The organism is Enterobacter sp. DTU_2021_1002640_1_SI_PRY_ASU_LCPMC_013, assembly GCF_032389435.1.
GTDB classification, from domain to species: domain Bacteria; phylum Pseudomonadota; class Gammaproteobacteria; order Enterobacterales; family Enterobacteriaceae; genus Enterobacter; species Enterobacter hormaechei_C.
On record NZ_CP135594.1, the window covers coordinates 1,850,607 to 1,863,701 of the forward strand.

Sequence of the window (13,095 nt, forward strand, 5' to 3'; positions counted from 1 at the left end):
AAGATGTTAGATTTAGAGAGTATCATTGCCGAAGAAACCGCAGAGAACGATCTGGAAGAGGTGGTGATGGGCCTCATCATCAACTCCGGGCAGGCACGTAGCCTGGCGTATGCGGCGCTTAAGCAGGCTAAGCAGGGCGACTTCGTTGCCGCGAAAACCATGATGGAGCAGTCCCGTACGGCGTTAAACGAAGCGCATCTGGTGCAGACGAAGCTCATCGAAAGCGACCAGGGCGAAGGGAAGATGAAAGTGAGTCTGGTGCTGGTACATGCGCAGGATCATCTGATGACCTCCATGCTGGCACGCGAGCTGGTCGCGGAGCTCATCGAGCTTCACGAGAAGATGCAATAAGTCAGTTGAAGTAGCAGGAGGTCAGCACGATGGAAATCAAAACCGCACATGAGCAACAGCTGTTTAATGGCAAAAATTTTCACGTGGTGATTTACAACAAAACGGAGAGCGCCAGCGGTCTGCACCAGCATGACTACTACGAGTTCACGATTGTTCTGACCGGCCGCTACTATCAGGAGATCAACGGTAAGCGCGTCCTGCTTGAGCGTGGCGATTTCGTCTTCCTGCCAATGGGATCTTATCACCAGAGCTTTTATGAGTTTGGTGCGACGCGCATTTTGAACGTGGGCGTCAGCAGACGCTTCTTTGAGAAGCACTACCTGCCGCTGGTGCCGTTCTGCTTTGTGGCGTCACAGGTGTATCGCGTTAAAAATGAGTTTATGACCTGGATTGAAACGGTTATCGCCTCGCTGAATTTCCGCGACAATGAATTTGATGAATTTATTGAAACCGTGACGTTCTACGTCATGAATCGCCTCCGCCATCACCGTGAAGAACAGCAGGTGGTGGATGATATTCCTCAGTGGCTGCGCAGTACCGTGGAGCTGATGCACGATAAAGGACAGTTCAGCGATAACGCCCTGGAGAATATGGTGGCGCTGTCGGGTAAATCGCAGGAATATTTGACGCGCGCCACGCAGCGTTATTACCGTAAAACGCCTGTGCAAATCATTAATGAAATCCGCATTAACTTTGCCAAAAAACAGCTGGAAATTACTAACTACTCTGTCACCGATATCGCTTACGAATCGGGTTACAGCAGCCCCAGCCTGTTTATTAAAACCTTTAAAAAATTGACTTCATTCACACCGAACAGTTACCGCAAAAATTTAACGGTAATTAATTAACTTTCGGCGGTTTATCCGCCAGGAACAGTGACGTAATGGCTTGCCCAAATAGCGGGAAGAGTACGCTATACCTTGCAGGCGATTAACCTGATACGCTAAGGGAGATATTATGCAACAGAAATTAAAAGTCGTAACCATTGGTGGCGGCAGCAGCTATACCCCGGAATTACTTGAAGGTTTCCTGAAACGGTATCATGAATTACCGGTCAGCGAATTATGGCTGGTGGATGTTGAAGAAGGTCAGGAGAAGCTGAATATTATTTTTGAACTGTGCAAACGCATGGTTGAAAAAGCGGGCGTGCCCTTAACCGTGCATAAAACGCTGGATCGCCGCCTGGCACTGAAAGATGCTGACTTCGTGACCACGCAGCTGCGCGTCGGCCAGCTGAAGGCGCGTGAGCTGGACGAGCGCATTCCGCTGAGCCACGGTTATCTGGGCCAGGAAACCAACGGGGCAGGTGGCCTGTTTAAAGGCCTGCGTACTATTCCGGTCATTTTTGACATCATTAAAGACGTGGAGGAGATCTGCCCGAACGCCTGGGTGATCAACTTTACCAACCCGGCCGGGATGGTCACCGAGGCAGTCTATCGCCACACCGGTTTCAAACGCTTTATCGGCGTCTGCAATATTCCGATTGGCATGAAGATGTTCATCCGCGATGTACTGGAACTGACCGATAACGATGATCTCTCCATTGATCTGTTCGGCCTGAATCACATGGTCTTTATCAAAGATGTGATAGTGAACGGGCAATCGCGCTTTGCGGAACTGCTCGACGGCGTCGCCTCTGGTCGCCTGACCGCGGCCTCGGTGAAAAACATTTTCGATCTGCCGTTCAGCGAAGGGCTGATCCGCTCCCTGAATCTGCTGCCGTGCTCGTATCTGCTCTACTACTTCAAGCAGAAAGAGATGCTGGCCATTGAAATGGGCGAATACTACAAAGGTGGCGCACGCGCTCAGGTTGTACAGAAAGTAGAGAAGCAGCTTTTTGATTTGTATAAAGATCCGAACCTGAACGTCAAACCGAAAGAGCTGGAGCAGCGCGGCGGGGCATACTATTCGGATGCCGCGTGTGAAGTGATTAACGCCATTTACAATGACAAGCAGGCCGAGCACTATGTGAACGTTCCCCATCACGGGCACATCGACAATATCCCGGCAGACTGGGCCGTTGAGATGACCTGCATTCTTGGGCGCGAGGGTGCAAAACCACATCCCCGCATTACCCACTTCGACGATAAGGTGATGGGCCTGATTCACACCATCAAAGGCTTTGAAGTGGCGGCGAGCAATGCGGCCCTGAGCGGCGAACTGAATGACGTGCTGCTGGCGCTGAACCTCAGCCCGCTGGTGCATTCTGACCGTGACGCTGAAAAACTCGCGGGTGAGATGATCCTGGCGCATGAAAAATGGCTGCCAAACTTTGCTGCAACGGTTGAGAAACTGAAACTCACACACCGTTAAGAGGAGGCGCGATGGAAAACCTGCTGATCGTCAATGCCGATGATTTTGGCCTGTCAAAAGGGCAGAACTACGGCATTATTGAAGCCTGTCGCCGGGGCGTCGTGACCTCTACAACAGCGCTCATCAACGGTGAGGCGGTGGAACATGCGGCGCAGTTAAGCCGTGAGCTGCCCGAGCTGGGCGTGGGCATGCACTTTGTGCTGACGCTTGGGTTGCCCCTTTCGCCAATGCCGGGCCTGACGCGCGACGGCCAGCTGGGGAAATGGATTTGGGAAATGGCGGAGCAGGGCGCTCTGCCGCTCGATGAGATTGCCCGCGAGCTGGATTGCCAGTTTAACCGCTTTGTGGATGTGTTTGGCCGCGAGCCTACCCATATTGACAGCCATCATCATGTGCATATGATCCCGGCGATTTTCCCGCTTGTGGCAGAGTTTGCGCAACGTAAAGGCGTGGCGATGCGCGTGGATCGGGAGGTGCGCGGATTGCCGGACGTCGCGATGACGTCAACGGAGGGGTTCAGCAGCGCATTTTATGGCGACGAGATCGACGAAGCGCTGTTCCTGAAGGTGCTGGATGAGTCCGCCGCAAAAGGGGAGCGCTCGCTCGAGGTAATGGCGCACCCGGCGTTTGTCGATAACATCGTACGTAAGAGCGCCTACTGCTGGCCGCGTCTGGCGGAACTGGATGTGCTGACGTCGGCGTCGTTGAAGTACGCGATTGCCGAGCGTGGATATCGGTTGGGAACTTTCGCGGATCTTTAAGATAAAGCCCGGTGGCGGCTTCGCCTTACCGGGCCTACAACACCAGTCGAAATGTAGGCCGGGTAAGCGCAGCGCCACCCGGCATTTTTTACGCCGGTATCTGGTCAATCTTACTGCTGCGCGACCATACGCGGTGGGCGGCAAGCAGGTCAAACAACCGGGTCATAAACGCATCGTCAATGTTATCACCTTCGACAATGCCTTCTTCCCCTTGATCCGGTACCTTCAGCAGAGATTTAAACTTCCGCGCATCGCCTGCCAGGGCGATTGGCTTCAGGTGCTTATAGGCTTCCAGCAGATAATAGGCGGCATCACCGTTACCGAGCAGGCTCTCAACGTCGCCGCACGGCATAATCACCGCGTCAACCGTCAGCGACGGTGCCCCGGCGAAGGTCGCGGCAATTGGCAGGACAGAGCCATCGTCGGCTGTCACTTCACCCATGCGGGAGTAAAGCAGTTTGGCATGTACGCCCTGGGTTTTGAGCGCCTTCATGATCCCCAGCACGTCGCTGGCGCGCGGTTTATCGTTCAGCAGGATAGCCACTACGCGGCCTTTAATTGACCCGCCAGGTACCGCGTACAGGCTCAGGGACGGATCCTTCTTCAGCCCGTTCACGTCTTTTGGCGGTGCGGCATGGCATTGCTCGTCAGTCAGCGTGATGCCGAGATTATTCGCCACGCCCTGAGCAAGCTGGATATCAATATGCGCCAGATGGTCGACCACGCGCTCGCGAATGTAGGTACGCACCACTTTGCTCAGCTCAAAGCTGAAACCGCCGATAATGTGCTGCTGTTCAATCGGGGTCTGGCTGTTCCAGAACAGGCGAGGCTGAGCGTAATATTCGCCGAATGACGGGCTGCGCTCGCGAATTTTTGTTCCGTCCACGCGCTCCTGATACGACTCAAATCCGCCACGTTTTGGCCCCGGCGGGGTTTCACGCGGCCAGTTATCGTTAATGGAGTTTGGCTCGTAGTTCGCCGGGTTGGTATCGATATCCTGGCGATGCATCCCGTCACGCTGGAAGTTATGGTACGGGCAGGTCGGACGGTTGATAGGAATTTCGTGGAAGTTCGGTCCACCGAGACGGCTGATCTGCGTATCGGTGTAAGAGAACAGACGGCCCTGTAGCAGCGGATCGTTGGTGAAATCCAGCCCCGGCACAATATGGCCCGGGTGGAACGCAGCCTGCTCATTCTCCGCGAAGAAGTTATCCGGGTTGCGGTTAAGCACCATTTTGCCCACCAGCTGAACCGGCACCAGCTCTTCAGGAATAAGCTTGGTCGGGTCGAGCAGGTCGAAGTCGAATTTGAACTCGTCCTCTTCCGGGATCAGCTGTAATCCCAGCTCGTATTCCGGGAAATCACCGGCTTCAATGGATTCCCACAGTTCGCGACGGTGGAAGTCCGGATCGCGCCCGGTCAGCTTCTGCGCTTCATCCCACACCAGGGACGCTTTCCCCGCGACCGGTTTCCAGTGGAAACGCACAAACGTCGCTTTACCTTCAGCGTTAATCAGACGGAAGGTATGAATACCAAACCCTTCCATGGTGCGATAGCTGCGTGGGATCCCCCGGTCAGACATCGCCCACATCACGTTGTGAAGGGTTTCCGGTTGCAGGGAGACGTAGTCCCAGAAGGTGTCATGCGCACTTTGTCCCTGCGGTATGGCCCAGTGTGGCTCTGGTTTTACCGCATGGACAAAGTCAGGGAACTTATGCGCATCCTGAATGAAGAAAACCGGGGTGTTATTCCCGACGAGGTCGAAAATGCCCTCTTCGGTATAGAATTTGGTGGCGAAGCCGCGGATATCACGCACCGTATCGGCCGAACCCGCGCCGCCCTGTACGGTAGAGAAGCGCACAAATACCGGTGTGATTTTGTTCGGATCGGAAAGGAAATCCGCCTTCGTGATCGCCTTCAGGCTCTTGTACGGCTGGAAATAGCCGTGCGCCGCGGAGCCGCGAGCGTGAACGATACGCTCAGGGATACGCTCATGGTCGAAATGGGTGATTTTTTCCCGCAGGATGAAATCTTCCAGCAGCGTCGGGCCGCGCGTTCCGGCGCGCAGGGAGTTCTGGTCATCGGCGATACGCACGCCCTGATTGGTGGTCAGCGCATAGCCTTCACCCCCTTTGCGGTGCGGGTCGAGAGATTTTAACTTCTCGTTATCCGCATCGGGCGACTTCACGCTTCCCGGTGCAGTAGGTTGCTCGCCCGGCGCGGACAGGCCCGGCGACGGTTTATGAGAGCCATCCGCAGGGGCGAGTGAGTCCATTCCCGGTTGAGATTCTTCGGTGCCATGAATAGGGGCTTGATGGGGTTTATCATTGTTCGACATTGCACGATTCTCCTTTGTTCGTTCCTGAAAACCCTATTAAGGATAGAACAATGTGATGAATTAGCAGGCGAACTAAGCGTTTTCAGATAAGTGACTAGCGAAAGGAGCCATCTGCCTCACGTCAGGCGCGACGGGTGGGGGGAGAATCGGCTATCATAGAAATTTCCTGCTTTAAGAATTTGCTTTAGTGAACCCGTCGCTTATGAAACCTCTTCGTCAACAAAACCGCCAGGTTATTAGCTATATGCCCCGCGTTGAACCCGCGCCGCCTGACCATGCCCTGAAAGTGGATGGTTTTCGCGATGTCTGGATGTTACGGGGTAAATACGTTGCCTTCGTGCTGATTGGCGAGCACTTCCGTCGCTCCCCTGCGTTTACGGTGCCGGAATCGGCGCAGCGATGGGCTGTGCAGACCCGCCAGGATGAAGAGGTTGAAGAATAACAGCCATAAAAAAACCGCCCGCAGGCGGTTTTTTTATTTCAGCCGTGATTAACGATGGGCCAGTTCCGCATCTTCTTCACTGTCGAGAATCGTTTTGTCGGTCTGCTTCAGCCACTGGCTGGTCAGGGTACCGGCGGTCATTGAGCCACTCACGTTCAGGGCGGTACGCCCCATATCGATCAGCGGTTCAACAGAGATCAGCAGGGCAACCAGCGTCACCGGCAGTCCCAGCGCAGGCAGAACGATCAGCGCAGCGAAGGTCGCGCCGCCGCCCACGCCTGCAACACCGGCGGAGCTAATGGTCACGATACCCACCAGCGTCGCAATCCAGACCGGATCCAGCGGGTTAATCCCCACGGTTGGGGCAACCATCACGGCCAGCATCGCCGGGTAGAGACCCGCACAGCCGTTCTGCCCGATGGTGGCGCCAAAGGAGGCCGAGAAGCTGGCGATAGACTCCGGTACGCCCAGACGACGGGTCTGTGCTTCCACGTTCAGCGGGATAGATGCCGCGCTGGAACGGCTGGTGAAGGCGAAGGTCAGCACCGGCCAGACTTTGCGGAAATATTTCAGCGGGCTAACGCCGTTCACGCCCAGCAGGATACCGTGCACCACAAACATAATGCCCAGCCCCAGATAAGAGGCGATCACAAAGCTGCCAAGCTTGATGATGTCTTGCAGGTTAGAGCCTGCCACGACTTTGGTCATCAGCGCCAGGACACCGTACGGCGTCAGCTGCATGACCAGACGCACCAGCTTCATCACCCAGCTTTGCAGGGTATCGATGGCTGTCAGAACGCGCTCGCCTTTCGGCGCATCGTCCTTCAGCAGCTTGAGCGCAGCCACGCCCAGGAATGCCGCGAAGATCACCACGCTGATAATGGAGGTTGGGCTTGCACCGGTCAGGTCAGCGAACGGGTTCTTCGGAATGAAGGAGAGCACCATCTGCGGAACGGTCAGATCGGCCACTTTACCCACGTAGTTGGTCTCAATCGCCGTCAGACGCGCGGTTTCAGCGCTACCCTGCACCAGACCTTCAGCAGTCAGGCCAAACAGATTGGTTACCAGCACACCCACCAGCGCCGCAATCAGCGTGGTGAAGAGCAGGGTACCAATGGTCAGGAAACTGATTTTACCCAGTTGAGAGGCATTATGCAGGCGGGCTACGGCGCTCAGAATAGAGGCGAATACCAGCGGCATAACGATCATTTGCAGCAGCTGTACATAGCCGTTACCGACGATGTTGAACCACTGAATGGAATCTTTCAGTACCGGGCTATCGGAGCCGTAAATAGCGTGTAAGGCCAGGCCAAACACCACGCCCATGACCAGACCGACCAGTACCTTTTTCGCCAGGCTCCACTGTTGGTGGCGAGCCTGGGCGAGAAGCAATAGCAATACGACGAACACAACAATGTTCGCGATGAGTGGAAAATTCATCCCCGTTCTCCTGATTTATTATACGGTCGGTTTTTACCGAACCTGTTGGCGCAAGGTTATCAGAAGTGTGATGTCGCGCTTATATCCATATGGAATGGTTTATGACAAAAGTGATTATATTGTCGTTTTAATGTTCAATCTGGTGATTAATAAAACGATTGAACTGAAGTTGCAGCGAGTTGATCATCTGCGATGACCAGCGCACTGCACCATTTTCGGGCAATGTCTGCGGCATCCACACGGCATACGCAAACAGCGCCATACACAGAACGCGCTCCAGCTGGTTGCCTTTTTGCGGCACGAGGATTGGCAGACGGAAACGCCAGCGGCAGGGCCAGAGCAGCGGTACACCTGCTGGCGTCAGCATATCGGCGAGGATATGGCTTAAGTAGCCGAGCACCATGCCCTGAATGGCATCCGCCGGGACGATCCAGCTCTCCGGAACCTTCAAATAGAAGAGTGTAAGCAGGCCGAATACGGCCAGCAGGCTGTGGGTAAACCCGCGATGACCAAAGGCTCTGGCGATGGGTTTTGAAATCCACTTCAGCCGCTGGCCAAGGAATGACTTTGGATGATCTATGTCCGGCAGGAGGCAGGTCAGCACGGCGGAAGGGACAATATGCCACCAGTCCCCCTGTGCCAGCACAGGGGTCAGTTCAGCGTTTTTGGCAAACACTGCACAGGCAAGTGAAAAAAGCAGGTGGCCTTCCGCCGTCATGATAAAACCCGGTAAACTGTCGATTCATACAGTATAGGGTTTTTATACAGTGTGTGAAAGAGGTGACGGTGTAACTCTTTGTCACAAACGCACGGTTAGCGCGCCAGCCAGCCACCGTCTACGGCGAGGGTATGACCGTTAACGTAATCAGAGGCCGACGAGGCCAGGAACACCACCGGACCCTGTAAATCCTTCGGCAGACCCCAGCGACCCGCCGGAATACGGTCGAGGATCGCCTGGCTGCGCTGCTCATCATCGCGAAGCTGCCGGGTGTTATTGGTCGCCATATAACCCGGCGCAATAGCATTCACATTAATGCCCAGCGTTGCCCATTCGTTCGCCAGCAGGCGGGTGAGGCCCAGCACGCCGCTTTTGGACGCCGTATAGGAGGGCACCCGGATGCCGCCCTGGAAGGAGAGCATGGAGGCAATGTTAATAATCTTGCCGCCCTGACCCTGCGCGATAAACTGTTTCGCCACTGCCTGAGAGAGGAAAAAGACCGATTTCAGATTGAGATCGATGACCTCGTCCCAGTCCTTCTCGCTAAATTCCAGCGCATCGGCACGGCGGATGGTGCCGGCGTTGTTAACCAGAATATCGATGCGGCCCATCTCAGCGACTGCGGTATCCACCACGCTCTGAATACTCTCCTGTTTGCCAAGATCGGCGCGAATCGCGATAAAGCGTCGTCCCAGCGCCGTAACGCGCGCTGCCGTTTCGTCAGGAACCTTGCGGTTAACCCCCACGATATCGCATCCTGCCTGGGCGAGGGCAATGGCCATACCTTGCCCCAGACCGGTATCGCACCCGGTCACCATCGCCACTTTTCCTGCCAGAGTAAAAGCATCCAGTATCATACGCGCCTCAGAAGTCAGGTTATTGTCATTCTGCACGTAAGAATAGGAGTCTGGAATGAGAAAAGCAAATAAAGTAAAACGTTGTTTTGATTTGGCGATGCAGGCAGCCGAAGCTGCCTGAAAGAGCGTTACTCCCCGCGCAGATGGCGGGCAGTCAATTCTTCAAGAGACGTCAGCCTGACGTCCGCGAGGGCAAAACGGGGATCGTGTCGGCCTTCTTCAGCCGGCACAACGATGGAGCGCATACGTGCGGCTTTGGACGCCACCATGCCGTTAACCGAATCTTCCAGCGCCACACAGGTAAGTGGATCCAGCCCCAGTTTCGCGGCGCAGTCCATATATACCTGCGGATGTGGCTTGCTGTAAGGAAGCTTTTCGGCCGAGGCCAGCGCGTCGAAGCTGTCGCGCAGCCCGAACATCGTCAGCACTTTTTCCAGCATATGCAGCGGTGAGGCGGAGGCCAGCCCCACTTTCAGCCCTTGCGCCTTACACAGGGCGATAGCGTCGCGTACGCCCGGCAACAGCGGCTTATACTCTTCTACGAGGGAGATAGCGCGGTTGATAATGCGCGCCGTAACTTCGTCGCGATCCGGGCCAACCCATGGCTGGTGGGCATACCAGAGGTCAACCACCATATCGATGCGCAGCCCCAGGGTATCGGGAAGCTCGTTACGACGACTGATATCGACGCCGAGGCTGGCCATCACGTCCAGTTCAGCCCGATCCCACAGGGGTTCGGAATCAATCAGCAATCCATCCATGTCAAAAATAGCGGCAAGTATCTGGCGCGGGGTCGACATTACAACATCTCCTTATCTTGGGGGTAAGACAAACGGTGCTAAGCACAAGCAATTTAGCATATTGCATTCAAAGAGCGGGCGAAAATGACCGACAGCAGGTAGACTTAGGCACAAATAACGCGTCTTTATGAAGAGGAACTAATGACGTATCAACAAGCTGGACGCATCGCGGTCTTAAAACGTATTGCTGGTTGGGTTATTTTCATTCCCGCCCTGATTTCAACGCTGATCTCCGTACTCAAATTTATGTACGATCACAGCGAAAAACAGCCGGGCATCAATGCCGTCATGCTTGATTTTGCGCACGTCATGATTGAGATGATGCGGTTTAACACCCCGTTCCTGAACGTCTTCTGGTTCAACTCGCCCACGCCGGATTTTCACCACCAGCTGAATGTCGGTTTCTGGATAATCTATGCGTTGATATTTATCGCGATGGCGTTGCAGGCCTCCGGCGCGCGCATGAGTCGCCAGACCCGCTTTTTGCGCGAAGGGGTGGAAGACCAGCTGATCCTTGAGAAGGCGAAAGGCCCTGACGGGATGAGCCGCGAGCAGATCGAATCGCGCATTGTCGTTCCGCGGCATACCATTTTTGTGCAGTTTTTCCCGCTCTACATCCTGCCGGTCATTATCATTGTGGCCGGGTATTTCTTCTTTACGCTGCTTGGCTTCCTGTAAATCCTAAGGGAAGGGGCGTGAAGCCGCCCCCTCTCGCTATGCCGCCAGAATGCGGTCCAGCGCCCGCTGGGCATTCACCAGATGACTCCCGCCAAACAAAATAGCCCGGTTTATCAAGGTGTACAGCTGATAAACCGGCTGACGGTCAAGGAAACCCGCAGGTAACGGCGAGACAGACTGATAGCCATCATAAATTTGCGGCGGCTGTTCAGGGTGCAACGGCAGCATTGCGAGGTCACATTCTCTGTCGCCCCAGTAGCAGGCCGGGTCAAATATATAGGGACCATCAGGCCCAAGTGCACAGTTGTTTGACCATAAATCTCCGTGCAGAAGGGAAGCCTGAGGCTGATGCGAAGCCAGACGCTGCTGAATGTGTTCAACAATCGCGTCGATGTTGCCGAACGCTAATCCCTTTTCAGCGGCCAGCTCCAGCTGCCAGCCGATGCGCTGCTCGGCGAAAAAGGTCGACCAGCGGCGCTGCCATGCGTTTGGCTGTGGGGTAGTGGAGAGGTCGTTATCAAAATCGAGCCCGAACTGAGGTTGATCGCTCCACTGGTGCAAACGGGCGATCTGTTGCCCGAGAATAAAGGCGTTGTGCGCATCCAGAGGGCGCGCGGGAAGATAGTTCATCACCAGAAAGCTATAGTCACGATCGCTACCGACGGCTAAAACCTGCGGAACGGTGACTGTTTTACTGCGCGATAACAGCTCAAGCTGATCGGCTTCGGCAGTAAAAATGGGGAGCAACTCGCGCTCATCACATTTAACGAAAAGATCGCGCCCGGCGTAACGTAAATGCCATGCGGCATGGATCTCTCCGCCTGGCAGTTCGTTACGCAGTTCAATTTCACCTTCACCCAGTTGCTCACTTAAAAGATGACTGATAGCCTGCCACATGATGTCTCTCCCATGTTGTCTGCCAGATCATAAAGTTAGCGCAAAACGGCTATAAAAAAACAGGAACTAACGCACAACTGAGCGGTTTAATTTTGTACAGGGCACTTATTGTTCTTTTTTATGCCAGTTTTCCCAGCTATCCACATCAATTTCCGTGGCTTTGTCAGTCACGCTTTCCACCAGGCTACTGGCCAGCGCCTTCACCTCTTCCTGACTCAGCGGGCTTATCAGGCCAAATGCCAGCGAGCCGAGATCGTGAATATTGCCCTCATCGTCCGTCAGCGTGAGCAGAAAATTGGCGCGCGTGAACGCGTTGTTGAGTTCATTCAGTTCGGTCAGCGACGCCTCATGAATATTTACGGTTACGACGTAGCGGGTGATATCACCACTGCTCATAATTCACCTCGTTGTTATCCTGAAAGTTTTCTTAGCATAGTCGATATGCCCTGTTTAGCGACTTCCCCCTCCATGAGAAGGGGAAGCAGGTTCAGCTTCTCGCCAGGTAATCGACAATTTTCTGGGTATCCGCAAGCGAACACAGACGCGTTCCCTGGTTTATGGTGGCTGCACTCCCTGCCGCGACGCCATAGCGTGCCATCTCCAGAAGCGAAGCGCCCTGCGCCAGCTTAAGCACCATCGCGCCAACCATACTGTCACCGGCACCCACGGTGCTCTGGCTTTTCATCGGCGGTGGCACAACCTGCACAAAGCCCGTCTTGTCGACGGCCAGCGCACCCTGAGGACCGAGAGAAACCACAACGCGATGCGCTTTGCCCGTACGTACCAGCTCTTCTGCGGCAGTACGCACGTCATCAGGCTGGCTGAGTTCGCGATTAACCAGGGCACTGAGCTCTTTCTGGTTAGGTTTAACGAGTTCAAGTTGTCCGGGTTCTAACGCCGCCTTCAGGGCTTCGCCCGAGCTATCGACAATGCAGCGGATGCCGCGCTGGAGCGCCGCCTGAACCAGCGCCGTCAGTTTTTCTGTTTTGACGCCCGGCGGCAGGCTACCGCTGATCACCAGTAATGAGCCGCTTTCAATGGTCAGCACTTTCTCTTCCAGTTGACGAAACTCATCATCGCTCAATTTCGCCCCCGGCATAACAAAACGATATTGCTCGCCGCTGGATTCAACATGGACATGCAGATTCTGCCGGGTCCAGTCTTTAGCGTCGACGGTGTCTACGGCCACCTGTTCATCTGCCAGCAACGCAACCAGATGTTCTCCCGTGGCGCCGCCAGCGGGGAAGATGGCGGTGGCTTTTCCGCCGAGATGGGTAATAGCTCGCGCCACGTTAATGCCGCCGCCGCCCGGCTCAAACACCGGCGCGCTACAGCGCAGCTTACCTTCCGGGTAGATTTGCGGCGTCATGGTCGCGGAGTCGAGGGAAGGGGAGAGTGTCAGCGTATAAATCGAAGCCATCATGACCTCCTTTTATCATGGGTTCTTTTAAGCCTGGCACCGTTTGGCAGGAAGGCAACGTAAATAACAGTATGATTTTA

At 54.9% G+C, this 13,095-nt stretch carries 14 protein-coding genes; 6 read left to right on the forward strand and 8 right to left on the reverse strand.

Annotated elements, in window-relative coordinates; all coding sequences use genetic code 11:
* The first annotated feature begins 3 nt into the window (after nucleotides 1–3).
* From chbA to chbG, 4 genes are all read left to right on the forward strand, one after another.
* Entirely contained in the window at nucleotides 4–351 is a 348-nt protein-coding gene (gene chbA, locus RS584_RS08800; protein ID WP_315749390.1) for a PTS N,N'-diacetylchitobiose transporter subunit IIA, read from the forward strand.
* Between the two features lie 29 nt (nucleotides 352–380).
* Nucleotides 381–1,199: a transcriptional regulator ChbR gene (chbR, locus tag RS584_RS08805; RefSeq protein ID WP_017384663.1), complete on the forward strand. Its 819-nt coding sequence runs from the start codon at nucleotides 381–383 to the stop codon at nucleotides 1,197–1,199.
* Nucleotides 1,200–1,308: 109 nt separating this feature from the next.
* Entirely contained in the window at nucleotides 1,309–2,664 is a 1,356-nt protein-coding gene (locus RS584_RS08810; protein ID WP_017384662.1) for a 6-phospho-beta-glucosidase, read from the forward strand.
* Nucleotides 2,665–2,675: 11 nt separating this feature from the next.
* Nucleotides 2,676–3,425, forward strand: a complete 750-nt coding sequence (gene chbG, locus RS584_RS08815; protein WP_315749392.1) for a chitin disaccharide deacetylase — start codon at nucleotides 2,676–2,678, stop codon at nucleotides 3,423–3,425.
* Between the two features lie 88 nt (nucleotides 3,426–3,513).
* Here the strand turns inward: chbG and katE are convergent, their stop codons facing one another.
* Nucleotides 3,514–5,763 carry a catalase HPII gene (katE, locus tag RS584_RS08820; protein ID WP_017384660.1) on the reverse strand — a complete coding sequence of 750 codons (2,250 nt, stop codon included), beginning with the start codon at nucleotides 5,761–5,763 and terminating at the stop codon, nucleotides 3,514–3,516.
* A 202-nt stretch (nucleotides 5,764–5,965) separates the two neighbouring features.
* On the opposite strand from katE, the gene cedA reads away from it, so the two are divergent.
* Complete coding sequence (gene cedA, locus RS584_RS08825) at nucleotides 5,966–6,205, forward strand: cell division activator CedA (protein WP_315749394.1); 240 nt, start codon at nucleotides 5,966–5,968, stop codon at nucleotides 6,203–6,205.
* A 48-nt stretch (nucleotides 6,206–6,253) separates the two neighbouring features.
* On the opposite strand, the gene tcyP is transcribed toward cedA, so the two are convergent.
* The 4 genes from tcyP to hxpB all read right to left on the reverse strand — a co-directional run bounded on the left by tcyP (nucleotide 6,254) and on the right by hxpB (nucleotide 10,020).
* Nucleotides 6,254–7,645 carry a cystine/sulfocysteine:cation symporter gene (gene tcyP / locus RS584_RS08830; RefSeq protein WP_315749396.1) on the reverse strand — a complete coding sequence of 464 codons (1,392 nt, stop codon included), beginning with the start codon at nucleotides 7,643–7,645 and terminating at the stop codon, nucleotides 6,254–6,256.
* 127 nt (nucleotides 7,646–7,772) lie between these two features.
* Nucleotides 7,773–8,363 (reverse strand): metal-dependent hydrolase, encoded by a 591-nt coding sequence (locus RS584_RS08835; protein ID WP_193041560.1) that lies wholly within the window; start codon nucleotides 8,361–8,363, stop codon nucleotides 7,773–7,775.
* A gap of 95 nt (nucleotides 8,364–8,458) precedes the next feature.
* A complete protein-coding gene (kduD, locus tag RS584_RS08840; RefSeq protein ID WP_193041561.1) occupies nucleotides 8,459–9,220 on the reverse strand; it encodes a 2-dehydro-3-deoxy-D-gluconate 5-dehydrogenase KduD in 762 nt (253 codons plus the stop codon).
* Between the two features lie 128 nt (nucleotides 9,221–9,348).
* Nucleotides 9,349–10,020 carry a hexitol phosphatase HxpB gene (hxpB, locus tag RS584_RS08845; protein WP_003857825.1) on the reverse strand — a complete coding sequence of 224 codons (672 nt, stop codon included), beginning with the start codon at nucleotides 10,018–10,020 and terminating at the stop codon, nucleotides 9,349–9,351.
* Between the two features lie 141 nt (nucleotides 10,021–10,161).
* Between hxpB and RS584_RS08850 the strand changes: the two genes are divergently transcribed.
* On the forward strand, nucleotides 10,162–10,698 hold the full coding sequence (locus tag RS584_RS08850) for a YniB family protein (protein ID WP_015570741.1): 537 nt from the start codon (nucleotides 10,162–10,164) through the stop codon (nucleotides 10,696–10,698).
* A 36-nt stretch (nucleotides 10,699–10,734) separates the two neighbouring features.
* On the opposite strand, the gene RS584_RS08855 is transcribed toward RS584_RS08850, so the two are convergent.
* The 3 genes from RS584_RS08855 to pfkB form a co-directional block, all read right to left on the reverse strand.
* Nucleotides 10,735–11,595 carry a fructosamine kinase family protein gene (locus RS584_RS08855; RefSeq protein ID WP_015570740.1) on the reverse strand — a complete coding sequence of 287 codons (861 nt, stop codon included), beginning with the start codon at nucleotides 11,593–11,595 and terminating at the stop codon, nucleotides 10,735–10,737.
* Nucleotides 11,596–11,700: 105 nt separating this feature from the next.
* The gene (ghoS, locus tag RS584_RS08860; protein WP_003857822.1) at nucleotides 11,701–11,991 is read right to left on the reverse strand and encodes a type V toxin-antitoxin system endoribonuclease antitoxin GhoS; all 291 of its coding nucleotides are present in this window, start codon (nucleotides 11,989–11,991) and stop codon (nucleotides 11,701–11,703) included.
* Between the two features lie 91 nt (nucleotides 11,992–12,082).
* Nucleotides 12,083–13,015 (reverse strand): 6-phosphofructokinase II, encoded by a 933-nt coding sequence (gene pfkB, locus RS584_RS08865; protein WP_017693589.1) that lies wholly within the window; start codon nucleotides 13,013–13,015, stop codon nucleotides 12,083–12,085.
* Between the last annotated feature and the right edge of the window lie 80 nt (nucleotides 13,016–13,095).

Bases quoted from the DNA above. Each gene is read 5' to 3' on its own strand.
- chbA (WP_315749390.1), top strand. From the start codon at position 4: ATGTTAGATTTAGAGAGTATCATTGCCGAAGAAACCGCAGAGAACGAT.
- chbR (WP_017384663.1), top strand. From the start codon at position 381: ATGGAAATCAAAACCGCACATGAGCAACAGCTGTTTAATGGCAAAAAT.
- RS584_RS08810 (WP_017384662.1), top strand. From the start codon at position 1,309: ATGCAACAGAAATTAAAAGTCGTAACCATTGGTGGCGGCAGCAGCTAT.
- chbG (WP_315749392.1), top strand. From the start codon at position 2,676: ATGGAAAACCTGCTGATCGTCAATGCCGATGATTTTGGCCTGTCAAAA.
- katE (WP_017384660.1), bottom strand. From the start codon at position 5,763: ATGTCGAACAATGATAAACCCCATCAAGCCCCTATTCATGGCACCGAA.
- cedA (WP_315749394.1), top strand. From the start codon at position 5,966: ATGAAACCTCTTCGTCAACAAAACCGCCAGGTTATTAGCTATATGCCC.
- tcyP (WP_315749396.1), bottom strand. From the start codon at position 7,645: ATGAATTTTCCACTCATCGCGAACATTGTTGTGTTCGTCGTATTGCTA.
- RS584_RS08835 (WP_193041560.1), bottom strand. From the start codon at position 8,363: ATGACGGCGGAAGGCCACCTGCTTTTTTCACTTGCCTGTGCAGTGTTT.
- kduD (WP_193041561.1), bottom strand. From the start codon at position 9,220: ATGATACTGGATGCTTTTACTCTGGCAGGAAAAGTGGCGATGGTGACC.
- hxpB (WP_003857825.1), bottom strand. From the start codon at position 10,020: ATGTCGACCCCGCGCCAGATACTTGCCGCTATTTTTGACATGGATGGA.
- RS584_RS08850 (WP_015570741.1), top strand. From the start codon at position 10,162: ATGACGTATCAACAAGCTGGACGCATCGCGGTCTTAAAACGTATTGCT.
- RS584_RS08855 (WP_015570740.1), bottom strand. From the start codon at position 11,595: ATGTGGCAGGCTATCAGTCATCTTTTAAGTGAGCAACTGGGTGAAGGT.
- ghoS (WP_003857822.1), bottom strand. From the start codon at position 11,991: ATGAGCAGTGGTGATATCACCCGCTACGTCGTAACCGTAAATATTCAT.
- pfkB (WP_017693589.1), bottom strand. From the start codon at position 13,015: ATGGCTTCGATTTATACGCTGACACTCTCCCCTTCCCTCGACTCCGCG.